Genomic DNA, 24,322 nt, shown 5'->3' on the forward strand with positions numbered 1-24,322 from the left:
CTCAGGCCTTGGCCAATTGCGCCCGCAGTACCGGCGAAGCACTGGCCGCCTCGGTGAACTCCTTGAGCCAACGCAACACATCCACCGCTTCCCAGCGGCCAGGATCATAAAGCGCGTACAACAAGCCCTGGTAACCCACCACGTCGAGTTGCTTGTGGTAACCGGCGCGCTGGAACAACGCCTCGATTTCAGCAAAGCAGGTATTGAAATGCACTTTGTTAAACGGCGTCTTGCCTTCCGTGACCAGGCCGTCGAGGCGCAGCTCGTTCACCGCGTCGCGCACGACGTCGGCGGACATGCGATTGACGCTGCTTTTCAGTTGTTCAACATTCACCACGGGCGTTCCCTCTATTCAATCGCTGTACAAACATACAGTAACGCAATATTTGGAAACTCGCCATCGCGAAAACGCGCCTGTGCGATCAAGCTCGGCAGAGCACACCCGGCGAGCCTGCTCAGAGGTTCTGCAACTGAGCACTGATGCGCTGACAATTGCTGCGCAGCACCTCCACAAAGTGAACGACGTTGGACGATTCCGGACGGTGCAGCGGCCGCACAACGCTCACACAGTAAGATATCGAATGGGAAAAACGCCGGATCTGCAAACCTCTGCCCACATAGTCCAGGGCGGTGAGTGGATTGACGATTGCAACGCCGACACCCAGGTTTACGGTCGCGCACACAGCACTGGCGCTATGCGTTTCGACCACCAGCCGTCTTTCAATGCCCGCCTGGTGAAAGATCGCGTCGGTTTTGATCCTGTAGGGGTCATCCGCCGCCAGGTAAACAAAATTTTGCCCATTGAAATCCTCTGGTGTGAGGACCGCTTTTGCATTGAGCACGTGGTGAGACGGCAAGACACACACCACATCAAGGTTTAACAAGGTTTCGCTGTAGGTTCCAGGTGGCGTCTCAAGGGTCTCGGTGAGCCCCAAATGATAACGCTGAGCCGTCAGCGACTCTTCAAGCGCGGGAGACTCCTGCGGCGTGACATTAATGCTGACACCCGGGAATTTATTACAAAAATCCTGGCACACCTGCGGCAGCAAGGCATTCGAAAACGCCGGCTGGCAGGTCAGCGAAATTTGCCCCTGGCGAAAGTGACGGATCGCCTCAGCAGCGTTCTTGACACGCGCCAGGCCTACATAGCTGCGCTGAACTTCATCGAAGAGCATCAGGCCATGTTCAGTGGGAACCAGTTTTGCGCCTGCGCGTTTGAACAGCGTCAACTGAGTCAAGGTTTCAAAGCGACTGAGCTCGCGGCTGATAGTGGGCTGCGAAGTATGCAGGAGCGCTGCGGCAGCGGTTGCGCTGCCGGTGGTCATGACCGCCCAGAACACTTCCACGTGGCGAAAACTGAAATTCATGGGCAACCCTCACGCTGAATTAAATGGCGCAGAGCATATCAGAAATGAATAGGTGGCCATCATTTTGATATTTTTCCTTTATTTTTTCGCCATGCATACTTTCTACGTACCCAACGCGTCAGTGATCAGGGTGATCACTGACAGGAGTGCGCGTACCGCCCTGAACACAATAACTAGAGAGCGAGTGGGCAATGGAATACCGGCGATTTGGACGACTGGAATGGAGCGTTTCTGAAGTTGGATATGGAATGTGGGGCGTCGCGGGTGGTGAAGGCGGTTGGACCGGTTCTTCGGATATCAGCGGCATGGCAGCACTGGACCATGCGATCAATTCAGGCTGCAACTTTTTCGATACAGCCTGGATTTATGGGCGCGGGCACAGCGAAAAAATGCTCGGTGAAGTACTGCGAAACCACCCAGGTAAAACCTTATACGTTGCGACTAAAGTCCCGCCGAAAAATCGAGAGTGGCCCTCTCGTCGAGGCGACCGCTTAGAGCAGGTTTTTCCGCCGGAGCATATTAAAGAGTATGTCGAAAAAAGTTTGCAGTGCCTGCAGTTAAGCTCGCTTGATTTGTTGCAGTTTCATGTATGGGAAGATGAGTGGGCCAAGGATGAGTCGTGGATGCGGGTGGTGGATGACCTCAAACGTGAAGGCTTGATTCGCGGGATTGGGATCAGCGTCAATCGCTGGGAACCGGACAACGTCGTTGAAACCCTGAAAACCGGCATGATCGACGCGGTACAAGTCATCTACAACATTTTCGATCAGGCACCTGAAGATCTGTTAATGCCGGTATGCCGTGACCTCGACATTGCCGTCATCGCGAGGGTGCCTTTTGACGAAGGTTCATTGACGGGCAGTTTGACGCTCGACTCAAGTTGGCCGGCCGGTGATTGGAGAAACAGCTATTTCGTGCCGGAGAATCTGGCCGCAACGGTTGCACGGGTCGAGTCGCTGAAACAGGCGTTGCCCGCTGATGCAGACCTGGCAGACATCGCGCTGAGGTTCATTTTGTCTAACGACACCCTGGCGACCACCATTCCCGGCATGCGTTCTATCGCACATGTGGAAGCCAACCTGGCATGTTCGCAGAAGGGCAAGTTGGACGACGCATTAAAAAAACAACTTAGACACCACCGGTGGGATCGTGAACCGACGCAGTGGTCGCAATAACATCTGTGCAGCGCACTCTTGATAACACCACCTCTATAAAGGACTGCAGCGTGAACTTCTCGGACTTGAAAGGTAAGAAAGTAGGTATTTGTGCGTCTGGCGGTCTGGTCAGCTTATTCATTGCACAACGCTTGAAAGAAGAAGACGCCGACATTGAACAGTTTATTGTCGATATCGGCCAACCCGGTGACGAAGCGCATGAGTTTTGTGCAGACAACATTGAGTTGATGCACGCGGTCAATGTCATTGACCTGAAGGAAGATATTGCCCTTACCTTTCTCCAGGCGGTACGTGCCCAGGCGCAGTATGACGGCGGCTACTGGAACACCACGGGGATTGCCAGAGCGGTAACGGTCAAGGGCTTGGTGGATGCATTGCGGTCGAGAAAGTGCAGTGTATTGGCACACGGCGCTGTGCATGGCGGCAACGATGAGTTCCGCTTCAATTACTACTTGAAAATGTTTGCTCCGGAAATCACGCCCTTCTCCCCATGGGAAGACGCCAGCACCTCCAGCCGATTCCAAACCCGCACGGACATGGGCGATTTCGTCGCCGACGCTGACGAAACCATGATGCGCAATAAAGCCAAGCATTCGGTTGATGCCAATGTGGGCGGCGTCTCGCATGAAAACCGCGAAGTGGAGGTGCTCTCAAACTCGCCCGACATGATCACCCCTATCATGGGCGTGAAGGTCATGGACGCGCCTGACGTGCCAGAGAAGTGCAGCATCACCTTCAAACAGGGTATCCCCGTTGAGATTAATGGTCAGGCCGTGAGCCATTACCAAGCGATCGCTGAAGCCAACACCATTGCCGGGCGCAACGGCGTGGTCTTGAAAAACGTGCTGGAAAATAGAATGAATGGCACCAAAGGCCGGGGTTTATACGAATCTCCGGGCCTGGACATGCTGGGTATTGCCGCCAAACACCTACTGCAAGCGACTGTCGATAAGGATTCCTGGGAAGTCCTGCGATTTTTATCGCCCTTTATTGCGCGCCAATCTTATGCCGGCCGTTTATATGATCCGGCCACCCAAGCCGCATTGGCCAATGTGGCGACCTTGACTGAAAGCGCAAACGGCACAGTCGATATGATCGCGTATAAAGGCAACTACATGGTCGACCGTGTTCGAGAGTATTCCAAGTCACGCTTCACCGCCCAGCAGTTCCGTTTTGCACATGGCGGACAAAAGTGGATTACCGAGTCCGTTTAAGACCTCGGGCTGACCGTTCCGGCAGCGTGCGCGTACTCTCGAACCAAGGTGACCTATGCAACACAGACTCATTGTCATGTGGGCCCCTCCACGCTCGCTATCCACGGCGTTTGTACGTGTCATCGCTGCCCGTGGTGATTTCACCGTTGTGCATGAGCCACTCTGCGACCTGTCGGCATGTGGTGAATATAAACACCCGCAACAAGAAAACTCATCGCCACCCTTGAACAGCCCCACGGCGCTATTCGATTACATACAGACGCTGCGATCTCACAGTGCGGTATTTATCAAGGACACCTGTGAATTTGACTACCGTCATCTACTGGCAGGTACGCCGTATTTACGTGAGGCGCAGCACGTCTTTATGTTACGCAACCCGGAAAAGGTAATTAATTCGCACTATCACGTTAACCCCCAGCTCACCTGTAATGAAGTCGGGTATCAAAACCTGGCCCAACTTTATGATTCAGTGAAGGCTGAGTCGATACACGCCCCCTTGTTTGTTGATGCGGACGACCTGCTCGATAATCCAGACGCTGCGATATCGCATTTCTGCAGTGAGGCCAACTTGCAGCATTTACCCACAGCCTTGCAGTGGGAGAGTGGGCACCTGGATGTCTGGGAGAGAACCCGGCATTGGCATCTGGATGCTGCCAACAGCACACGTATCGCGCCTATCGAAAGGCAATACAGCACGCGTGTCGACAACCACCCAATGCTCAATGAGTTCTACCTGGAAAACATGCCGTATTACCAATACCTGAAAAATCAAAGGGAGACTGTGAAGAACAACACTTTGTCCCTCGCGGGTGACTGCTGATATGTCTACAACTGATGTGTCTTCTGACCTGACATGGCAATTGTTTCCGGTGGAGCAATCTATGCGCACCGCTAGATTGAAACAACAACCCTGTGTGCTTTGGTTCACCGGTTTGAGTGGCGCCGGCAAGAGTACCGTTGCGGGTTTGGTGGAGTCGTTATTATTCCAGAAAGGCTACCTGACTTACGTATTGGATGGCGACAACGTGCGCCACGGGCTCTGTCGCGACCTGGACTTCACCCCTCAAGGGCGAAGTGAAAATATTCGTCGCGTGGGCGAGGTCAGCAAACTGCTGGTGGACGCCGGTTTAATCGTGATAACAGCCTTCATATCTCCTTTTCGACAGGACCGTGCACGGGTACGCCAGTTGATGGGTGATGCGCATTACGTAGAAATCTTTATCAATGCCTCTTTCGATGTGTGTGAAGCCCGTGATCCGAAAGGGCTCTACAAGAAGGCCAGGAAAAATCAGGTTGCCGCGTTCACCGGGATAAATTCCCCCTACGAACCACCGCTGTGCCCAGAACTCATTATCAACACTGACACCGAAACCGCTATTGCCTGCGCTGAGAAGATCGTCAAACACCTGTACAGCACGGGCCGACTTTTACTGGAATCAACCGATGATGCTCTCCGCCGCGAGCCTGTCTGTGCGCTGAGTTGAAGTCATCCAATCGAGGTAGCAAGATGGACCATTTTAATTTTATCGACGGTCATTTACATGTGGAGCAGGTTGATGTGCGTGCCATTGCGGAACAGCACGGAAGCCCTGTTTATATCTATTCAGCCCAGACGCTGAAGAACCACTACGCCGTACTAAAAAGTGCATTTTCTGCCTTGTCACCCTTGATTTGTTTCTCGGTTAAAAGTTGCAGCAACCTCAGCGTCCTCAAGCTGTTGGTTGATCAAGGATCTGGCCTCGATGTGGTGAGTGGCGGTGAGCTCTACCGGGCACTGATGGCAGGCGTGACGGCAGACAAGATAGTGTTCGCAGGTGTCGGCAAGTCTCATGAAGAAATCAGCTATGCCGTTGATGCAGGCGTATTCCTTTTTAATGTCGAGTCCGAAGCCGAATTGCTGCGCCTGGATGCGATTGCATCGGCAGCCGGCAAACGTGTAAAGGTGGCCATTCGTATCAATCCGGATGTGGCCGATGCGGGTACCCATGAAAAAACGGCAACCGGCGGTCGTCAGACAAAGTTTGGCATACCGATTGAACGCGCCTATGAACTGTTTACACCCGCGCGTTACAGCAGCGTAGATGTCGTTGGCATACACGTTCATCTTGGTTCACCGATTCCATCGGCCAGCACCTACTTGTCTGCCATCGACAAGATTGAGGAAATGGTCAACCGGCTTGCGGCCGCTGACTGCACGATTGAGTTCATTAATATTGGCGGCGGGTTTCCTGCGCAATACGGCACCGAAAGCAACCCCGTGTGTTCACTCACTGAAACGGGTGCGCTTATTTGCGAGCGCCTTCAAGAACTGAAACGCCGTGGCCTGCACTTCATCATTGAGCCAGGTCGTTCGATCAGCGCGAACGCGGGCGTTTTACTCACCACCATCGAGTACACCAAACAAGGCTGGGATCGCAAGATAGCCATTGTGGATGCGGGTATGAACGTCCTGCTGCGCCCCACTTTGTATGGTGCGAATCACGTTATTTGGCCAACCCATTTTGGCGACTTTTCTGGCCACTGGACGGCGTTAACCGAGCATGTCCGTGAGGCAGGTGCCGCGCCTCTTGAAGCGATAGATATTGTCGGCCCCATCTGTGAAACCGGCGATCACTTTGCATTGGGTCGCCCCTTGCCTGTGCTGGAAGACGGTGACTTATTGGCGATTTTCTCATGTGGCGCTTATGGGATGAGCATGGCCAGCCAATACAACTCGCGTGGGCGCCCTGCAGAAGTGCTGGTTGATGGGGCGCACGCCAGGTTGATACGGCGTCGTGAGTCCCACGATGATTTAGTCGCGCATGAACGTTGTGGCCTAGAGAACATTTAAGGCTGCCCCACGCTAAATACACTGGAATGTGACAATGGCTAACAAGTTTGCTGTGATCGTCGACGCGTATTCCACTGGCGCGAAGCTGGCCTCCAAGTTTCAGGCTGAGGGCATCTCTGTTCTGCATGTACAGAGTGCCGCCCCGATCATTGATTTTTACGTCAACGACTTCAGGCCCGACGACTTTATCGCTAACGTGATTTTCACGGGGCTGGCCGAATGTGTTGCTGACATCGACCAAGTGTTGAATGGCGCCAAACCGATGTGTGTTTTGGCCGGCGCCGAGACAGGTATCGAACTCGCCGACCTGCTGGCAGCCGAATTGGGCCTGCCAGGGAACGCCACAAACAGCTCACGTGTTCGGCGCGATAAGTACGCAATGGCCAGCGCGCTGCAGGCGGCTGATTTGGCGACGCCGCACTTTCTTCGCACAGACAGTCTGGATGCGCTGAACCGATGGGCCGCTGACCACTGTTGGCCGCTTGTTCTGAAGCCTTTGGCCAGCGCCGGTAATGACAGTGTTTTCTTCTGCTATGACTCGACTGAACTGAAAACCGCCTTTCAATCCATCTATAACAAAGCCAACCGTTTTGGCGGGCATAATAATCATGTGTTGGCGCAAACCCTGTTGAAGGGTACGCAATACGTTATTAATAGTGTCTCTATCGACGGCCAACATTATATTTCTGACATGTGGGTAGACCGGCGAAAATTTATCCTGGGCGCCTCGAATATCTATGACTGCGAAGAACTCCTGGCCTATGAAGGTGACGTACAGGGTGACTTGATCACTTACATCAAAAAAGCATTGGATGCGCTGGGTGTGCGCAATGGGCCCGCTCATTCTGAAATCATGATGACCGCTGAGGGGCCGGTATTAATTGAAACCGGCGCTCGCCTGCAAGGGGCGATGCTTGAAGAGCCGGTTGTTGAGGCGCTTGGAGAAAGCCAGATCACCCTGACGATCGAACGTTATTGCCACCCGGTGCGGTTCAAGCGTCGTTTGGGTCAGCAGTATGTGTTATCCCGGCATGTGATGTGCGTAGCGATGATCTCCGACCAGGAAGGTGTCGTCGTTGACACCACAGGTTTTGAGCAAGTGTGCTCACTGCCCTCCTATGCCTGTCATTTCCATTTGCCCGAAAAGGGCGATGACATTGTGCGCACCATCGACTTGTTCTCGATCCCTGGCGTTGTTTATCTAAGCCATAAAGACCGCCACGTGCTGCAGCGTGATTACCAGACTATCCGTCAGCTTGAGCAAGCACATCAAGTGTTCACAGTGCACGAAAAAATTCGCGCATAACGTTGGCGCACGCGGCTCAACCAGGCTTGAACGCGTGCACTAACTTCAGGCCATTAGCCAGTTGACCGTCCTTGGCATTCTCGGACTAAAGCCCCCTAGCACAGATTATTTATACATTTCTATTTACAGGAGTATTAGATGATTATTGGTCACGTTGAGCACTCATGGCTGAGTGAGGGGCAAACTGATAGGCCAAGTGTATTGGCGATGGTTGAGGCAGCTGCACAAACGCATGGAAACGCAACAGCAGTCGTCTGTGGTGAAAACCGTCTTACCTACAATAATCTGATCATGTCGGCGCGTGCCAGTGCAGCGCGCTTGCGCACACAAGGTGTGGTCAACAAAGACATCGTGCTCTGTGCGCTGGCGACCGGTGTTGAACTGCCCATTGCCTGGCTGTCCGTAATGATGGCCAACGCCGTCATTATTCCGATCGATATTAGATGGCCAGAGAGCAGACTGCGCGCAGTTGTCGAGGCCAGCCAGGCCAGGCTGGTCATCACCAATGGAGATGAGCCTGCATTAAGGAATGCAGGTTTGAGCCAGTTGGAAATCCTGCTCGACAAGGGTACTGCCCTGCACGCCAAAGAGTACGCCAGTTGTACCGCTGCCGATGTGCTCTACGGCTTCTTCACCTCAGGGTCGACTGGCCATCCTAAGTGCGCCCTGAACCATCACGCTGGATTGGTTAATCGCTTTAGCTACATGACCAAGCGCTTCGGTAGCGGCCACACTGTCTATCAAAACAGCGCCCCTTTATTTGATTCCTCGATTTGGCAAATGCTCTGGCCACTGACCCAGGGTGGCGTGGCAGTCTTGCCTGAGCAACGCGATCACTGGAGCGTTGAGTCGCTGGTAGACGAAATTGAGCACCATCAAATCAGCATGACTGATTTCGTACCGACAACGTTCAAATTACTGGTACGCGCTTTAGAAAACCAAACGATTGCCGCACACCGATTAAACAGCCTGCGGCACGTGCTGATTGGCGGAGAGGAAATCGACGCCGCCTCCGTGCACAGCTTCAGACGCCTGTTTCCTGGCTGTACGATCATCAATACCTACGGCCATACCGAAGCATCAATCGGGATGGTATTTCATGAGGTGCGTGATGAAGATGAGGACAGGATTCCACTAGGACTGGCGATTGATAACACCTTTGTCAAAATAGTCGACGATCAGCGTCTGCCGGTGACTGATGGCGCCTTTGGTGAAATTGTTGTCGCCGGCATTTGCGTGGGCGCAGGCTATCTGAACGCTCCAGAACTGAGCGCGCAATCGTTTATACCCAACCCCTTCCCGGACTTGCCCGGTGAGACCGTTTACTTGACCGGGGACATCGGCCGATTGCGGCCCGATGGGTTGCTGGAATACGGCGGCAGGGCTGACGACCAGGTAAAGGTGCGTGGCGTTCGCATCGAGCTCTGTGAAATAGCGTCGGCAATGAAAGCCAGCTTCCCCGCCGTCAAGGATGCCTTGGCGATTGTCTTGCCCAATGAGCAAGGCGACGCTGGCCTGGCGTTGGTTTACGTGGCTTCACACGCATTGGATTTACAGCAGGTGCGACGCGAGCTGGCGCGACATCTGCCGGCCACCCACATGCCTCAGTTAGTGCACCACTTGAAGCGCTTCCCAGTGTCACCGAACGGCAAGGTCGATCGTAAAAACATCTTGAATGACTTGGAAAAGCACTGTTTGGATGCGGTGCAACCTTGTATCAGCGGGACACTCCTGGAAAAAATCCTGGCCTGCTATCGCGCCGTCCTGCTGAACAGCCAAATCGGAATTGATGACGACTTTTTTGAGAGTGGCGGCGATTCGTTAGCGGCCGCTAATTTGTCACTCACGCTGGGCAAGCACCTTTCAGTCAGTGTGCCAATGACCGCTATCTATCAATACTCCACGCCGCTGCGGCTTACGGATTTCATCACAGGTTGCCAACTGAAGAACGACGCCACGCCGACCTATAGCTCTGCCATCGCCCCCTTCACTAATCACCAGCCCACCGCCGTAATCAGCGCAACGCTGTTGCTCACGGGTGCAAGCGGTTTTGTAGGCATTCATATTCTTGCGCACTTATTGGCAACGACACGCGTTGCAATCACCGTGCTGCTGCGCGGCAGCAATAAAGAGAGTGCTTTACGGCGACTGGAAGCAGTGTTTTCTAAGGCATTCCCAGACAAAGTACTGCAACGCAACCGTATCACTGTCGTGCTCGGTGACCTTGCCCTGCCCTCCTGGGGGTTGGATAACGATGAATGGCAACATCAATGTGCTCATATTGATGAGGTAATTCATTGCGGTGCCGCGGTCAACTTCCTGTTTCACGCCTCGCAATTGTACTCAGCCAATGTGGGGGGCACGCAGGAGCTTATCCGGTTCTGTAATGAAGGTAAGGCGAAGCGATTGCACCATGTGTCCTCTTTGGCCGCAAAGTTGCCGGAAAGCGCGCACCGTGCGCAGGAAGATATTGTGTCAGCCGTCGAGGCCCAAGCGCTGGGCGTTACTGGGTATGGGTACACGAAATATCTGGCAGACAAACTCGTGGCGGCTGCACAAAAACAAGGGCTGCACGCCAGGATTTATCGTGTCGACGATGTACTGCCGTCCATGAGTACCGGCTACTCGAATGGTCAGTCTCTATTCCATTTACTCCTCAAACAATGCGTTCAGATGGGGGTTGCACCGGCGGGCTGCGGAAGTCTTGGACTGTTGTCTGCTGACGCTTTGGCCGATTGGTTATGCACCTTTGTCGGCAGCCAGGAACGTTTCTGCGGTGGGGCGGCGCTGATTGATGTTGTCGGTCAACAATACGTCGGCTTTGACGACATTGTGCACTACACGGCGCAAAAAACCGGCCGTGATGCAACGTCAGCGTCCTACACAGAGTTTTTATCGATGCTCACTCACTTTGATCAAAGTGAAGCAACGCTTATTCATCAAATATTACCGCCGGCGGACGCGGACAAAGTGGCCTTCACAAAAGAAACGCACTGTTTGCCCACAGACATCCCACATGCGCATCTGCTGTCCGGCGGTCTAAACAGCTTTGACGCGTTCATCAACCTGTTTGATATCGAACTCGGAGAAAGCTTTAAGCACCGGCGCAAAGCACTGAGTTAACGCGCGAGCGAAAAACCAAGCATGGTTAACGCTGCTGACGCGCGTTAACTACTTACCTACATTGTTCGGGGAAAACCTGTGATGCGTCGTTTAATTATGATCGGTGGCTGGACTGAAATATATAAAAAGGCCAAGGCGTGCGGCTTTCACCTGACTGTCGTCCAGCAGAAGGAAGATATCCAGTTTGAAGACTTCTTGATCGTGGATCAGATTATTTCCTCGCCCATGGGGGAAAAAGTTGTAGTCGATTTGGTCGAAACGCTGCATCGACGCACGCCCTTTCACGCAGTCGTTTCCTTTCAAGAGTTTGGTCTTTTGAATGCAGCATTGATTCAGGATCGCCTGGGAATACTGGGCAACCCGCTAGGCCCGGTGCTGTTAACGCGTGACAAAGGCCATATGCGCACTCACATGAAAGAAAACGGGATACCGTCGATCCCATTTGCGACCGTCACCAGCCCTGAAGAGGTGATCGTTTTCGCGCGCCAATGCGGATGGCCCATCATCATCAAACCGGTGAACGGTGCGGGCAGTCTGCAGGTGCACAAACTGTTTTCTGAAGATGAAGTGGCCGCCGCCTACCGTTCGATCAAGCAGGACTTCCTGACCACCGATTTAATTAAATACGACTTTCCCGAGATCGGGATTATCGCCGAGAAGTTTATAGAGGGTCCGGAAGTCAGCGTCGAAGCGATTTCCTGGGAGGGTCAACACACGATCGTGGGAGTCACCGACAAGCTCACCACCGGCCACCCCGGATTTGTTGAAACCGGTCACAGCATGCCTTCGGCACTGGCACCGGAGAAAATTGAAGCGATCAAGCATTTAACCGCTGCTTTCCTGGCTTCTATCGGGCATCTGTACGGCCCCTCACACACCGAAGTGATTTTTTCCGAAACCGGGCCGGTTATCGTTGAATCACATACGCGTACCGGTGGCGACCGTATTTTTGAAATGACCCAGTTGACCTATGGTGTCGACATGTTTACCGCCACGCTTCAGGGTCTGGCTGGGGCATTTCCAGACATCCAAATTGATACAACCAAAGGCGCGGCTATTCGCTATCTGTCTTTGTCTACAGGGCGAGTGGCGAACATTTCAGGGCTTGAGAACGCCCGTCAATCTGCCGGTGTCGTCAGATGCGACATCACCGTCAACGTTGGAGATAAATGCAAACACCCGGAAAACTCAGATGAACGCGCAGGCTATATTCTTGCGAATGGAGACAACGGCCCCGACGCTATCGACAATGTCATGCGCGCATTAACCAGGGTCAATATTGAAGTGGAGCCTGTTAATGCTTAGCCTGCTCTCACTTATTGCGAGCCGAGAGTTCAGCAAATATATTGCTGCTTCGATATTGACCGCGATTGGCAGCGGCATGTATTTCGTCGCTATTTCCTGGTACATCTACAAAACATCCGGCTCGGCAATGGCGGTTGGCTGGGTACTGATTTTCTCTTCGTTACCGGGCTTGCTGTTTTCACCCTGGATTGGTGTATTGGTTGACCGATGGAATGTGCGCGTTATTTGCATCGTCACCGACTTTGCCCGCGCACTTATCTTGATCTGCGTTGCTGTTTCAATGTACTACGAAGTACTCGGTCTTGAATTAATATACTTGGCGACATTCCTGATTGCGTTGTGTGAAAACTTTTTCCAGCCCGCTGTCGGAGCGCTGATACGCGATATCGTGCCTAAGGAGCGTCTGCTTGAGGCCAATGTTTCAAGCAGTATGAGCATGCAGGTTGGGCTGCTCATGGGTGCCAGTATCGGCGGCTTCCTGGTGGCTGTTTTTGGTACGCAGTATGTTGTTGTCATTAACGTTATTTCATTTTCCATTTCCGGCTTGCTGACCCTGTGGATCAAACACACTCCCGCCTTGAAACAGATTATTCATACCGTCGACGCGCCCGGCGCTCTTAAGGAGTTTTACCAGGCGATTCACTATGCGATTGGCACCCGTTTCGTGGTCGGACTCGCGATCCAGCAAATGCTCATCTATGTCACGCTGTCGGTGTGTAATACGCTCCTGCCTATTTTTGCCGACAAGGAACTGTCCGCCGGCGCTCAGGGGTTTGGCTTGATTGACGCGGCATGGGGAGTCGGCGCAATCGCCGGAGGGTTTTCCCTGACCTACCTTGTGAAAAAGATAAGCCCTGAGTGGTTTGGGATATTTGGCTTGGGCGGGATTGCTTTATTGCTCTTCATGTTCTTGAGCGCCAACGGTGTTCCCCAGGCAGCGATGGCCTACTTTCTATTGGGCGGCTTCGTGGTCATGATTCGGGTCAATTCAGACACCCTGATTGCCACTGGCGTCGACCCTGCTCAGTTCGGAAAGGTCAAGGCGGCCATTTCGATGCTGATTTCATACATGAGCCTTATTGCCTATGCAGGTGTGGGTTACCTGGGCGATGTCATCTCTGTTCGATGGATTTATCTGGCATTGAGCGCGGTGATTCTATGCTCGGCGCTTGGGATGCTTTGGATAACCCTGTCGCAAAAACCTCTGGTGTCGGAAATCGGTAAAGTCGACGGGGTTACTCAAGCCATTGAGGATGCTTGAACAACCAAAGCCTGGTGGTCAGCAAGCCACCGGGCTCACGCTATTTAAGGAAGTTGACCACCTGTTCGGTCTCGAACGGCCAATCCAGCTCCGCCCCCGTATCCAAGCGCCGAAGCACCGGGATGCGCAGCCCGTAGACGTCGGTGAGATCGACGGGGTCGGTGATATCCACCAACTCCACCAGCAGGCCGTGTTCGACGAGCGGCATGATTTGGTCTTCGGCAACCTCACAAAGATGGCAACCCAGGGTGCCGAACAACTGGCATTCAGGAAGCATGGCGAATGGACCCGTTCAAAAACAGGCAACCATTCTAAGCCCACCCACCTGACGGTGGCGAGCGGGCCAGCCGGTTGCCAGGCGGCCGATCAATCCTGGCTGACCGCGCCAATCTTGTGGATCGACAGGTCCGCGCCGTAATACTCCTGCTCCTGACTCAGGCGCAGGCCATACACACGCTTGATCACGCCGTACACCAGCAAACCACCGACCAGCGCCACGGCCACGCCCAACGCGGTGCCAATCAACTGGCTGATCAGGCTGACGCCGCCCAGGCCACCGAGTGCGGTCTGGCCAAAGATGCCGCAGGCAATGCCGCCCCACACGCCACACAAGCCATGCAGCGGCCATACGCCGAGCACGTCGTCGATCTTCCAGCGATCCTGGGCGGCGATAAAGCACCACACGAACAGCCCACCGGCGACCACACCGGTGACCAGCGCGCCCACCGGGTGCATCAGGTCAGAGCCGGCACAGATTGCTACCAGCCCGGCCAACGGGCCGTTGTGCAGGAAGCCTGGATCGTTGCGGCCGATCACCAAGGCCGCGACCGTACCGCCGACCATCGCCATCAGTGAGTTGACGGCGACGAGGCCGCTGACACCGTTGAGGGTTTGCGCGCTCATCACGTTAAAGCCGAACCAGCCGACGATCAGAATCCACGACCCCAACGCCAGGAACGGAATGCTCGACGGCGCAAATGCGACCAGCCGCCCTTCCCTGTAGCGCCCATTACGCGGGCCTAACAGCAGCACCGCCGCCAGCGCCAGCCAACCGCCCATGGCGTGCACCACCACGGAGCCGGCAAAATCATGGAAGCTGGCGCCAAAGCGCGCGAGCAACCAGGCTTGCAGGCCAAAATTGCCGTTCCACACCATGCCTTCGAAAAACGGGTAGATAAACGCCACGATCAGCGCGGTGGCACACAGCTGCGGGGCAAACTTGGCGCGTTCGGCAATGCCCCCGGAAATGATCGCCGGGATCGCGGCGGCGAAGGTCAACAGAAAGAAGAATTTCACCAAGCCATAACCGTGGTCGGCGCTGATCACCGCGGCCGGCTGCATAAAGCTCACACCGTAGGAGATCCAATAGCCTATAAAGAAATAAGCCAGGGTCGAGATCGCGAAGTCACTGAGGATTTTCGACAGGGCGTTGACCTGGTTTTTCTGGCGCACGGTGCCGACTTCAAGGAACGCGAAGCCGGCGTGCATGGCCAGGACCATAACCGCACCGATCAGGATAAACAGGGTATTGGAGCTGTGGACGAGGGTGTCCACTGCGCTTTGCAAATTTTCCATGGAGGTTGGCAGGCCTGCATTCAAGGCAAAAAGCACCAAAGCGGTTCAAGCCAGGGTTGCGCGCACTAAATTGGCACCATCGGCCCCACCCCTCTTAAGAGGGCATGAACCGTTTTAGCGCAGCGATCAACACAATGGGCCGTTGCCGACAGGGTTTTTCCGCGAGTTTGTGTGATTTAGGGTAAGGTTTTTCCAGGCATTGGCCTTGATCCGCCCCGACTCGGCGCAAGCCCCAGAGCCTGCGCACCAAGGCAAAGCAAAAGCTGTACCAGGCAATTGAAGTGAACCTTCATCGAAGTCGGTGACTCGAAAACTCATCTACACAAACCACGCACACTCAAGACATACAGAATCAGCCAATCACGGAGATACCCATGGCCAGAAGAACTGCTAAGACTGCTCAAGAAATACTGATGGCGGATTTCCAAACCCTGGTCAGTGACACCGAAAAGTTGCTCGACGATACCGCCGTACTGGCGGGTGACCAGGCCGATGAGCTGCGCAGCAAGATCCACGAGAGCCTGCTGAAGGCGCGTGAAACCCTGCAACTGACCGAAGATTCCTTGCGTGAACGCGGCCAGGCGGCGGTTACGGCCACCGAAGATTACGTGCAGGCCAACCCTTGGCAGTCGGTCGGCATCGCCGCCGGCGTGGGCTTTTTGATCGGTCTGCTGGCCACAAGGCGCTAACTATCATGTCTATCGGCGAAACCGGCTCGTCCACGGGCACCAGTTCCACTTCACGACGCCTGGGCGCAGCCGTTCTGGGCTTGCTGCACAGCCACGTCGAATTATTTGGCATCGAGTTGCAGGAACAGAAAGCCCGCACCGTGAGCCTGTTGCTGTTTGCAGGCCTGGCGCTGGTGTTTGCCCTGTTATTGCTGGTGGGGTTGTCGACCCTGGTAATGATTCTGGTGTGGGACACCGGCTATCGTCTCACCGGGATCATCTGCCTTTGCGTGTTCTACAGCCTGGCTGCGGCCTTCTGCGGGGTGCGCTTGAAAGCGGCGGTGTTCGATGAGTCCACGCCCTTCCACGCCACCCTTGAAGAGCTGGCCAATGATCGGGAGCGCCTGCTGCCATGAGCATGACTGAAATCCCGCAAAACACTTCGCGCCGGGAAATGCGCAAGGCGTTGATTCGCCTGCGCATGGAAATGCATCGCCAGGAGATTCGTCACGAGTCCCAGCAACTGATGGCGCCTTTGAACAAAATGCGCGACATGCGCCACAACTGGCAAGACAGCCTGGGCATCAAGCACGCGCCGCTGTGGGGCGTGGCGGCGGTGACGCTGATGGGCTTTTTTACCGGCAAGGGCGCCAAGGGCGGCGGTATCAGCAGCCTGACGCGCCTGGTGCGGCTGGGTGCCGGTTTGATCCCGCTGATCAAATTGGCCATGCAGCGTAAAGGCTGAGCCTGGCTGGCTGCATTCTTGCAAACAGAATCGGCCCGGCCCTCGTCACTGAGGGCCGGGCCTTTTTTCGCCAGCTCTCTTAAGGAGGCCCCGTGATCGACGGGCAACCGCTCGCCTGTTTCCAGCCCTTCATCGATACCGCCACCGGACGCATTGCCGGCGTCGAGGCGCTGGGCCGTTTACGTCAGGCCGATGGCCGCCTGCAATCGGTTGGGCCGCTGTTTGCCGACCCGCGCACACCCGGCGTGGCCCTGCGCCGCCTCGACCGGCAGATCCGCGAAAATGCCTTGAGCCGCCTGCATGAAGCACCCGTCGACTGGTTTCTGAGCCTCAACATCTCACCCCGCTGGATCAACCGGCTGCGCCCTGGCCAAGCCCTGCCCAGCCTGAAACAAGTGCAGGCGCACAACGTCGATCCCCGGCGCATTGTGTTTGAAATCACCGAACTGGGCGGCGACATCCAGCGCCTGGCCGACGTGGTCGCGCGCTACCGCGAAGCCGGCGCACGCATTGCTATCGATGACTTCGGCGCCGGCTATTCGCAACTCGACCGCGTACTGGCGCTGCAGCCGGATATTCTCAAGCTCGACATGCGTCTGTTCCAGGAAGCCGCTAAAGGCGGGCCGAGCAGTGAAGTGGTGCGGGCGCTGGCGCAAATGGCCGAAAAAACCGGGTGCTGGATCATCGCCGAGGGCGTGGAAACCGAGGCGCAACTGAGTTTTGCGCTGGAGTGCGGCGCGCGTTATGTGCAGGGGTATCTGTTTGCCCAGGCCCAGCTGGACTGGTTTGCCGCTGATGCGTTCGTGGCGCGCTTTGCCCAACTGCGCAGGGTTTACGTGCAGCACAAACTCGCCGAACGTGGCCGTGTGATGCAGTTGCGGGTGCAATTGGCCGAGCTGATGAACATCCTGCAAAGCTGGGCACAGGGCCGCGCGCCGCTCGATCAACTGCCCCAATTGCCGAACTTCCCGTGGCTGCTGCGTTTTTACCAGTGCGACCGCCATGGCACCCAGCTGACGCCCAACTTCGAGTGGCGCCAGGATGCCTGGCAGGCCGACAGCCGCTACCTGGGCCACAACTGGTCGTGGCGGCCGTACTTCTATCACCTGCTCGCCGAAGGCTGGGAGGAGCGGCGCCTGACACTGTCGTCGACCTACCGCGATGCCACCACCAACCAGTACTGCCTCACTGCTGGACAATTCTTCGATAACGGTCAGCGTTTGCTGTTAATCGATATCGATGCGGCTGGCCTGTAGATTTTTGCTTGCCGATGCCGCGCTGAACCGGGAAGCTGGGAGGGTCATTCACCGCACGGAGAGTAACCGCCTTGGATTGGCCCACCCTGCTTACCCGCGAACGTCTTGGAAAGCCCCTGCACAGCCCGGAAGAACTCGGCCGTAGCCCGTTCCACAAAGACCACGATCGGATTATTTTCTCCGGCGCGTTCCGCCGCCTGGGCCGCAAGACCCAGGTACACCCGGTGTCCAGTAACGACCATATCCATACACGCCTGACCCATTCCCTGGAGGTCAGCTGCGTCGGCCGCTCCCTGGGCATGCGCGTCGGCGAAACCCTGCGCAGTGCCCTGCCCGACTGGTGCGAGCCGAGCGATCTGGGAATGGTGGTGCAATCGGCTTGCCTGGCCCATGACATCGGTAACCCGCCGTTCGGGCACTCGGGTGAAGATGCCATTCGCCACTGGTTCCAACAGGCGGCGGGACGCGGCTGGCTGGATGACATGAGCAGCGCCGAACGCAATGACTTCCTCAACTTTGAAGGCAATGCCCAAGGTTTCCGGGTGCTCACGCAGCTGGAATACCATCAGTTCGACGGCGGCACACGCCTGACCTATGCCACCCTCGGCACTTACCTCAAATACCCCTGGACCGCCCGCCACGCGGACTCCTTGGGCTACAAGAAGCACAAGTTCGGCTGTTATCAGAGCGAGCTGCCGATCCTTGAGCAGATCGCCCACAAGCTCGGCCTGCCGCAGTTGGAAGAGCAACGCTGGGCACGTCACCCGCTGGTCTACCTGATGGAGGCGGCCGACGATATCTGCTACGCCTTGATCGACCTCGAAGACGGCCTGGAAATGGAGCTGCTCGACTATGCCGAAGTCGAGTCACTGCTGCTTGACCTGGTGGGTGACGATTTGCCCCAGACCTACCGGCAACTGGGCCCGGCGGATTCACGTCGGCGCAAGCTGGCGATCCTGCGCGGCAAGGCCATCGAGCACCTGACCAATGCGGCTGCGCGCGCCTTTGTCGAACAGCAGGACGCCTTGCTTGCCGGTACGCTGCCGGGCGATCTGGTGGAACACATGCACGGCCCGGCCAAGCGCTGCGTGCTGGACGCCAAGGACATGGCGCGCAAGAAAATCTTCCAGGACAAGCGCAAGACCCTGCACGAAATCGGCGCCTACACCACCCTGGAAATCCTGTTGAACGCCTTTTGCGGTGCCGCCCTGGAACAGCATGGCGGGCGTACGCCGTCGTTCAAGAACCGCCGCATCCTGGACTTGCTGGGCAGCAATGCGCCCGACCCTGCGTGGCCCCTGCACGCGTCTTTTCTGCGCATGATCGATTTTATCGCCGGCATGACCGACAGCTACGCCACCGAAATGGCACGCGAGATGACCGGGCGTTCCAGCCCACAGTGAAGCCTTTGATCACGCCGCCTGCGTCCCGTACAGACTTTACCTACGACGGGAACAGAGCGGCCTGATCGAATTCGCACACCCGATCGAGGAATAATCTCGCACGCTTCTTGCGAACCTGACACGCAATTCCTACGTGCCGCCCCCTCTGACTGAGCCGTGTGCCTTCTATGCCCATACCCCGTCTTCGAATCCTATTGGTGGAGGATCACCCCTTTCAGCTCCTGGCCACTCAATGCCTGCTCAAAAGCTTCGGCTTCGAGCATCTGACCCTGGCGGAAAATGCCGAGCAGGCGATCCGCTCGATGTCTTGCGCGACCCGCCCCTTTGACTTGATGCTGTGCGATCAATGCCTGCCTGATCTTCCCGGGCTGGAATTGGTGGACATTGCCAGCCGCCGACACTTCATCACGGGCGCCATATTATTGAGCGGGCTGCCTGCAATAGAGTTGTCCAACCTGACACTTCAAGCCTGGCAGCGCGGCCTGCCACTGCTGGGTTACTTATTGAAGCCCCTGAATAAAGACGCCTTGGCAGAATTGATTGAGCCACTACTTTCTTTATAAATGTAGGATTATAAACGCTGTTCACGGGTAAACAATCGCCGCAACGTCATCGCTGAATCCCTGGCACTGCACCAGGGCGAACGAATTAAACCATTGCTTACATCCGACGACACAGAGCCTTATCAAGCGGTAGGTTATTACCTTTTATTATGTAGGAATTCTCCTGTTTTATATCTACTCCCCCCAACGCTCGTCCTCCTCCCTCATCTTCTGAGCTAATGTGCCCGCTTTATTTGCACTTGCATGGAATATGATTATGAACACGGTTTTTATCATTGATGACCACCCGGTTATCCGGCTGGCGATTCGCATGTTGCTGGAACACGAGGGCTATAAAATCGTTGGTGAAACGGACAACGGTTGTGACGCCATACAAATGGTCCGCGAATGCCTGCCCGACCTGATCATCCTGGACATCAGCATCCCGAAGCTCGATGGCCTCGAAGTGCTCTGCCGATTCAACGCGATGAACACCTCAATGAAAACCCTGATCCTGACGGCCCAGAGCCCGACGTTGTTTGCCACCCGCTGCATGCGCTCGGGCGCAGATGGTTACGTGTGCAAGGAGGGCGACCTGAGCGAACTGCTCAGCGCCATTCGCGCCGTATTGTCCGGCTACAACTACTTCCCCAGCCAGGCACTCAATTCCCATGGCGCCGACAGCAAGGACGCACTGGAACTTGAACTGTTCAAGGCCGTGAACGACCGGGAACTGATGGTATTGCAACTGTTCGCACAAGGCCGTACGAACAAGGAAATCGCCAAAGGCATGTTTCTAAGTAACAAGACAGTAAGCACTTACAAAAAAAGGCTGATGCAAAAACTTAAAGCCAAGTCCTTGGTAGAACTTATCGAGATGGCAAAACGAAACGCGCTAGTGTGAGAAAGCGGATGCCCAGGCGTATAAAGGACTATCTGATTATATTATCGGCCGGCATGTGCTTAAGCGCGACCGTGCCCGCGGTTCCTCAAATCGGACCGGAACACTTCACCTTATTGAGCCGCGCGGGTACCGTTCAACTCGATACTCATCTGGATAAGGGCCAGCGCCAGTGGCTACAGTCCAAGCGCGAGCTGGTACTGGGCACCTCGGCACCCGACTACCCGCCCTTTGACCTCAGCTCCAGCGGTCGCGACTATGAAGGCCTGACCGCCGATTATGCAGGGCTGCTGGCCAAAGCCATGGCCTTGCCCGTCAAGGTGTTGCGTTACCCGACACGTGACGCTGCGATAAACGCGCTGGAAGCCGGCGAAATCGACCTGCTGGGCTCATCGAATGGTTTTGAGGCTGCCAACCCGGAACTCGTCCTGTCGCAACCCTACGCGGTAGACCAGCCGGTGCTGGTGACCCGCGAAGGCGAAACACGCACCTTGAGCGACGGCCTGACCGGCCTGCGCCTGAGCCTTGTCTACCACTATCTGCCGCTGAGCGAAGTCGAAAAGTTGTACCCGCAGGCGGATATCCGCACGTTCCCCTCTTATCAAAACGCGCTGAATGCCGTGGCTTTCGATCAGGCGGACGTGTTCCTGGGGGACACTATTTCCACCCATTACATGATCAACAAGGGCTACCTCAAAAATATCCACATGGCCAACTTCGGCAAGCATGAAGCCTATGGGTTCAGCTTCGCGTTGCGCCACGATCAAACGGTTTTACTGAGCATCGTCGATGCGGTGCTGACCGCCGTCCCCATCAATGAGCGGGACAACATCGCCAAGCGCTGGAGCGCCGGCAGCGACATCTTGCTGACCGACAAAAAGCTGCAACTGACCCAGCGTGAAGAGCGCTGGCTCAAAGAACATCCGGTAGTAAAAGTCGTGGTCAATGAGACGTTCGCACCGTTGACGTTCTTTGATGCCGACGGCAATTTTCGCGGCATCACCGCTGACCTGCTGGAGCTGATCCGCCTGCGCACCGGCCTGCGTTTTGAAGTGCAGCGCAGTCGCGAAGTCAGCACGATGATCGACCAGCTCACCACGGGTAAAGCCGATGTCATCGGGGCCATCGCCCCCAGCGCCGAACGCGAATCTCAGCTCAATTTCAGCCGCCCCTACCTGGAAAACTCCTATGTCCTGCTGACGCGCAAGGAGCCCGATGCCGCCGCGAACCTGGAGCAGATGGCAGGCAAGCGCCTGGCAATCACCCTGGGTAACCCGCTGGAAAAAACCCTGCGGGAGGACTTCCCACAGATTCGCCTGGTAGAAGTCAGTGATACCTTCAAGGCTTCGGAAATGCTGGCTCAGGGAAACGTGGACGGGGCAGTGAACTCACTGGTCATCGCCAACTATTTCCTTGCCTCCCAGGTGTTCCAGGACAAATTGCAGATCAGCGCCAGCATCGGCACCCTGCCCGCCACCTTCGCCCTGGCCACGCCACGGGGCGCCGTCGAACTGAGCTCAATCCTGGACAAAGCGCTGCTGAGCATTGCCCCGGACGAAATGGGCGTAATCAACAGCCGCTGGCGCGGTTACACGCCGGCCTCCGACAGCTACTGGCGCAATTACCACCAACTGATTGCGCAAATCATCATTGGCACCGGTTTGCTGCTGCTGATCTCCCTGACCTGGAACGCTTACATGCGTCGCCAGATCAAGCATCGCAAGATGGCCGAGCGTGCCCTCAACGACCAGTTCGAGTTCATGCGCGCACTGGTCAATGAAACGCCGCACCCGATCTATGTGCGTGATCGCAAGGGGCTGTTGCAGACCTGTAATGACAGCTACCTGCAGGTGTTCGGGGTCAAACGCGAAGAGGTCATCGGCAAGAGTGTGGTGCAAATGGACATGGCCCTGGCGCCTGAAGCCGCGCAGTACCATGCCGACTACCAACGGGTGGTGGTGGAAGGCACTCCGCTGATCCTCGATCGCACCCTGCACATTCATGGCAAAAAACTCACGATCTACCACTGGATCCTGCCCTATCGCGACTCGGACGGCGAAGTCCAGGGCATCATCGGTGGCTGGATCGATATCAGTGACCGGCGCCAACTGTTCGACGAGTTGCGCACTGCCAAGGAACGCGCCGATGAAGCCAACCGCGCGAAAAGCACGTTCCTGGCCACCATGAGCCATGAAATCCGCACGCCGATGAATGCTGTGATCGGGATGCTGGAGCTGACCCTCAAACGCGCCGACCAGGGCCATCTCGACCGCCCGGCGATCGAAGTGGCCTACAACTCGGCCAAGGACCTGTTGGAGCTGATCGGCGATATCCTCGACATTGCACGCATCGAATCGGGCCGCCTGAGCCTGGCTCCCGAGCGCGTTAACCTGCGCGAAGTGATCGAATCGGTGGTGCGCGTCTTCGATGGTCTGGCCCGCCAGAAGACCCTCAGCCTGTTACTCGAATTCGACCCCAAACTCGACAACACCGCCGTGCTGATAGACCCGCTGCGCTTCAAGCAGGTGCTGTCCAACCTGGTCAGCAACGCGATCAAGTTCACCGAGCGCGGGCAGGTGAAGATCAAGGTGCAGGTGCAACCCACCGAGCAGCCCCAAGAGGTGCAGATGAAGCTGGTAGTCGAGGACACGGGCATCGGCATCAGCCGGGACGACCAATTGCGCCTGTTCGAACCCTTTGCCCAGGCGGACAACTCCGGGCACTTGGCCAGGAGCGGAGCGGGCCTGGGGCTGGTGATCTGTCGCAGCCTGTGCGAGATGATGGGCGGGCAACTGAGCCTGAGCAGCGTGCCCATGGTGGGCACTCAGGTACAGGTGAGCTTGAAGATGACCTGCCTCAAACCCATTGAAGCGCCGGACGAGCTCAAGTCTCAGGCGCCAACGGCCGCAGCGGTACTCAATGTACTGGTGGTGGACGATCATCCGGCGAACCGCTTGCTGATGTGCCAGCAATTAGGTTACCTGGGGCACCAGTTCACGGCAGCCCAACATGGCGCCGCCGGGTTTCAGGCCTGGCGCCAGGAGCATTTCGACCTGGTGATTGCCGACTGCAACATGCCCGTGATGAATGGCTATGAGTTGAGCCGTTCTATCCGTGAATACGAGCAGCGAGAGCAGCAGATGCCCTGCGTGATCCTCGGTTTCACCGCCAATGCCCAACCCGAGGAAAAACTCCGCTGTGCGCAAGCGGGCATGAACGACTGCCTGTTCAAACCCATCAGCCTCACGGCACTGGAGCAGCATCTGGCGCTGATCAAACCCCAGTCCAGCGGCCAGCGGCTGGATCTCGATTGCCTGGATGCACTCACCGGAGGCGATCCACAACTGAGCCGACGCCTGCTGGAGGAGCTGCTGAGCAGCAGCCGTCAGGACCGCGAGGACCTGCTGGCCTTGATGGCCCGACACGCCGCGCACCAGGCCATCATTGAGCAAGCCCACAAGATCAAGGGCGCCGCGCGCATCGTCCAAGCGAGCGCCTTGGCCGCGCAATGCGAAACACTCGAGCAGGCCTGTGCCCGCAACGAAGAGCGCCCCACAATCGAAGCAGGGGTCAAGGCCCTGGAAAAACTCATGCTGGAGCTGGAGAGGACCCTGCAAGTGCAGCTACATAAGCTGGACAGCCAATAACGGC

At 56.1% G+C, this 24,322-nt stretch carries 21 protein-coding genes; 17 read left to right on the forward strand and 4 right to left on the reverse strand.

The window, feature by feature from the left end:
- Position 1: 1 nt before the first annotated feature.
- Entirely contained in the window at positions 2 to 337 is a 336-nt protein-coding gene (locus P5706_RS23365) for a hypothetical protein (RefSeq protein WP_003189932.1), read from the reverse strand.
- Between the two features lie 118 nt (positions 338 to 455).
- Complete coding sequence (locus P5706_RS23370) at positions 456 to 1,367, reverse strand: LysR family transcriptional regulator (RefSeq protein ID WP_058422857.1); 912 nt, start codon at positions 1,365 to 1,367, stop codon at positions 456 to 458.
- A gap of 191 nt (positions 1,368 to 1,558) precedes the next feature.
- Here P5706_RS23370 and P5706_RS23375 point away from each other — a divergent pair, with 191 nt between their 5' ends.
- The 9 genes from P5706_RS23375 (at position 1,559) to P5706_RS23415 (ending at position 13,581) form a co-directional block, all read left to right on the forward strand.
- Positions 1,559 to 2,542 (forward strand): aldo/keto reductase, encoded by a 984-nt coding sequence (locus P5706_RS23375; protein WP_200432745.1) that lies wholly within the window; start codon positions 1,559 to 1,561, stop codon positions 2,540 to 2,542.
- 50 nt (positions 2,543 to 2,592) lie between these two features.
- Positions 2,593 to 3,756 carry an argininosuccinate synthase domain-containing protein gene (locus P5706_RS23380; RefSeq protein WP_200432746.1) on the forward strand — a complete coding sequence of 388 codons (1,164 nt, stop codon included), beginning with the start codon at positions 2,593 to 2,595 and terminating at the stop codon, positions 3,754 to 3,756.
- Between the two features lie 55 nt (positions 3,757 to 3,811).
- Positions 3,812 to 4,576 carry a sulfotransferase-like domain-containing protein gene (locus P5706_RS23385; protein WP_200432747.1) on the forward strand — a complete coding sequence of 255 codons (765 nt, stop codon included), beginning with the start codon at positions 3,812 to 3,814 and terminating at the stop codon, positions 4,574 to 4,576.
- Position 4,577: 1 nt separating this feature from the next.
- Complete coding sequence (cysC, locus tag P5706_RS23390; protein ID WP_219268101.1) at positions 4,578 to 5,240, forward strand: adenylyl-sulfate kinase; 663 nt, start codon at positions 4,578 to 4,580, stop codon at positions 5,238 to 5,240.
- A 23-nt stretch (positions 5,241 to 5,263) separates the two neighbouring features.
- On the forward strand, positions 5,264 to 6,586 hold the full coding sequence (lysA, locus tag P5706_RS23395) for a diaminopimelate decarboxylase (RefSeq protein ID WP_200432749.1): 1,323 nt from the start codon (positions 5,264 to 5,266) through the stop codon (positions 6,584 to 6,586).
- Positions 6,587 to 6,620: 34 nt separating this feature from the next.
- A complete protein-coding gene (locus tag P5706_RS23400) occupies positions 6,621 to 7,892 on the forward strand; it encodes an ATP-grasp domain-containing protein (RefSeq protein ID WP_200432750.1) in 1,272 nt (423 codons plus the stop codon).
- A gap of 138 nt (positions 7,893 to 8,030) precedes the next feature.
- Positions 8,031 to 11,015, forward strand: coding sequence for a non-ribosomal peptide synthetase (locus P5706_RS23405; RefSeq protein ID WP_285682074.1), 2,985 nt, complete (start codon positions 8,031 to 8,033; stop codon positions 11,013 to 11,015).
- A gap of 81 nt (positions 11,016 to 11,096) precedes the next feature.
- On the forward strand, positions 11,097 to 12,320 hold the full coding sequence (locus P5706_RS23410) for an ATP-grasp domain-containing protein (RefSeq protein ID WP_200432752.1): 1,224 nt from the start codon (positions 11,097 to 11,099) through the stop codon (positions 12,318 to 12,320).
- Complete coding sequence (locus tag P5706_RS23415) at positions 12,313 to 13,581, forward strand: MFS transporter (RefSeq protein WP_200432753.1); 1,269 nt, start codon at positions 12,313 to 12,315, stop codon at positions 13,579 to 13,581. Before P5706_RS23410 ends, P5706_RS23415 begins: the two co-directional genes overlap by 8 nt.
- A 40-nt stretch (positions 13,582 to 13,621) precedes the next feature.
- Here the strand turns inward: P5706_RS23415 and P5706_RS23420 are convergent, their stop codons facing one another.
- Together P5706_RS23420 and P5706_RS23425 are read right to left on the reverse strand one after the other, a co-directional pair.
- Positions 13,622 to 13,858 carry a glutaredoxin family protein gene (locus P5706_RS23420; RefSeq protein WP_200432754.1) on the reverse strand — a complete coding sequence of 79 codons (237 nt, stop codon included), beginning with the start codon at positions 13,856 to 13,858 and terminating at the stop codon, positions 13,622 to 13,624.
- Between the two features lie 89 nt (positions 13,859 to 13,947).
- The gene (locus P5706_RS23425; RefSeq protein WP_138816078.1) at positions 13,948 to 15,156 is read right to left on the reverse strand and encodes an ammonium transporter; all 1,209 of its coding nucleotides are present in this window, start codon (positions 15,154 to 15,156) and stop codon (positions 13,948 to 13,950) included.
- A gap of 374 nt (positions 15,157 to 15,530) precedes the next feature.
- Here P5706_RS23425 and P5706_RS23430 point away from each other — a divergent pair, with 374 nt between their 5' ends.
- The 8 genes from P5706_RS23430 (at position 15,531) to P5706_RS23465 (ending at position 24,318) form a co-directional block, all read left to right on the forward strand.
- The gene (locus P5706_RS23430; protein WP_017136182.1) at positions 15,531 to 15,845 is read left to right on the forward strand and encodes an ElaB/YgaM/YqjD family protein; all 315 of its coding nucleotides are present in this window, start codon (positions 15,531 to 15,533) and stop codon (positions 15,843 to 15,845) included.
- A 5-nt stretch (positions 15,846 to 15,850) separates the two neighbouring features.
- Positions 15,851 to 16,240, forward strand: a complete 390-nt coding sequence (locus P5706_RS23435; RefSeq protein ID WP_017136181.1) for a phage holin family protein — start codon at positions 15,851 to 15,853, stop codon at positions 16,238 to 16,240.
- Positions 16,237 to 16,569, forward strand: coding sequence for a hypothetical protein (locus tag P5706_RS23440; protein WP_017136180.1), 333 nt, complete (start codon positions 16,237 to 16,239; stop codon positions 16,567 to 16,569). The genes P5706_RS23435 and P5706_RS23440 overlap by 4 nt, the downstream gene beginning before the upstream one ends.
- Before the next feature lie 92 nt (positions 16,570 to 16,661).
- Complete coding sequence (locus P5706_RS23445; protein ID WP_200432755.1) at positions 16,662 to 17,825, forward strand: EAL domain-containing protein; 1,164 nt, start codon at positions 16,662 to 16,664, stop codon at positions 17,823 to 17,825.
- A 71-nt stretch (positions 17,826 to 17,896) separates the two neighbouring features.
- On the forward strand, positions 17,897 to 19,228 hold the full coding sequence (locus P5706_RS23450; RefSeq protein WP_200432756.1) for a deoxyguanosinetriphosphate triphosphohydrolase: 1,332 nt from the start codon (positions 17,897 to 17,899) through the stop codon (positions 19,226 to 19,228).
- Between the two features lie 167 nt (positions 19,229 to 19,395).
- A complete protein-coding gene (locus tag P5706_RS23455; RefSeq protein WP_200432757.1) occupies positions 19,396 to 19,791 on the forward strand; it encodes a response regulator in 396 nt (131 codons plus the stop codon).
- 256 nt (positions 19,792 to 20,047) lie between these two features.
- Positions 20,048 to 20,674, forward strand: coding sequence for a response regulator transcription factor (locus P5706_RS23460; protein WP_200432758.1), 627 nt, complete (start codon positions 20,048 to 20,050; stop codon positions 20,672 to 20,674).
- An 8-nt stretch (positions 20,675 to 20,682) separates the two neighbouring features.
- Positions 20,683 to 24,318, forward strand: coding sequence for a transporter substrate-binding domain-containing protein (locus P5706_RS23465; protein ID WP_285682082.1), 3,636 nt, complete (start codon positions 20,683 to 20,685; stop codon positions 24,316 to 24,318).
- The last annotated feature ends 4 nt before the right edge of the window (positions 24,319 to 24,322 follow it).

Source organism: Pseudomonas sp. ChxA, from assembly GCF_030263855.1.
Taxonomy (GTDB): Bacteria; Pseudomonadota; Gammaproteobacteria; order Pseudomonadales; family Pseudomonadaceae; genus Aquipseudomonas; species Aquipseudomonas fluorescens_CB.

Bases quoted from the DNA above. Each gene is read 5' to 3' on its own strand.
- P5706_RS23370 (WP_058422857.1), bottom strand. From the start codon at position 1,367: ATGAATTTCAGTTTTCGCCACGTGGAAGTGTTCTGGGCGGTCATGACC.
- P5706_RS23375 (WP_200432745.1), top strand. From the start codon at position 1,559: ATGGAATACCGGCGATTTGGACGACTGGAATGGAGCGTTTCTGAAGTT.
- P5706_RS23385 (WP_200432747.1), top strand. From the start codon at position 3,812: ATGCAACACAGACTCATTGTCATGTGGGCCCCTCCACGCTCGCTATCC.
- cysC (WP_219268101.1), top strand. From the start codon at position 4,578: ATGTCTACAACTGATGTGTCTTCTGACCTGACATGGCAATTGTTTCCG.
- lysA (WP_200432749.1), top strand. From the start codon at position 5,264: ATGGACCATTTTAATTTTATCGACGGTCATTTACATGTGGAGCAGGTT.
- P5706_RS23400 (WP_200432750.1), top strand. From the start codon at position 6,621: ATGGCTAACAAGTTTGCTGTGATCGTCGACGCGTATTCCACTGGCGCG.
- P5706_RS23405 (WP_285682074.1), top strand. From the start codon at position 8,031: ATGATTATTGGTCACGTTGAGCACTCATGGCTGAGTGAGGGGCAAACT.
- P5706_RS23410 (WP_200432752.1), top strand. From the start codon at position 11,097: ATGCGTCGTTTAATTATGATCGGTGGCTGGACTGAAATATATAAAAAG.
- P5706_RS23415 (WP_200432753.1), top strand. From the start codon at position 12,313: ATGCTTAGCCTGCTCTCACTTATTGCGAGCCGAGAGTTCAGCAAATAT.
- P5706_RS23420 (WP_200432754.1), bottom strand. From the start codon at position 13,858: ATGCTTCCTGAATGCCAGTTGTTCGGCACCCTGGGTTGCCATCTTTGT.
- P5706_RS23425 (WP_138816078.1), bottom strand. From the start codon at position 15,156: ATGGAAAATTTGCAAAGCGCAGTGGACACCCTCGTCCACAGCTCCAAT.
- P5706_RS23430 (WP_017136182.1), top strand. From the start codon at position 15,531: ATGGCCAGAAGAACTGCTAAGACTGCTCAAGAAATACTGATGGCGGAT.
- P5706_RS23435 (WP_017136181.1), top strand. From the start codon at position 15,851: ATGTCTATCGGCGAAACCGGCTCGTCCACGGGCACCAGTTCCACTTCA.
- P5706_RS23440 (WP_017136180.1), top strand. From the start codon at position 16,237: ATGAGCATGACTGAAATCCCGCAAAACACTTCGCGCCGGGAAATGCGC.
- P5706_RS23455 (WP_200432757.1), top strand. From the start codon at position 19,396: ATGCCCATACCCCGTCTTCGAATCCTATTGGTGGAGGATCACCCCTTT.
- P5706_RS23460 (WP_200432758.1), top strand. From the start codon at position 20,048: ATGAACACGGTTTTTATCATTGATGACCACCCGGTTATCCGGCTGGCG.
- P5706_RS23465 (WP_285682082.1), top strand. From the start codon at position 20,683: ATGCCCAGGCGTATAAAGGACTATCTGATTATATTATCGGCCGGCATG.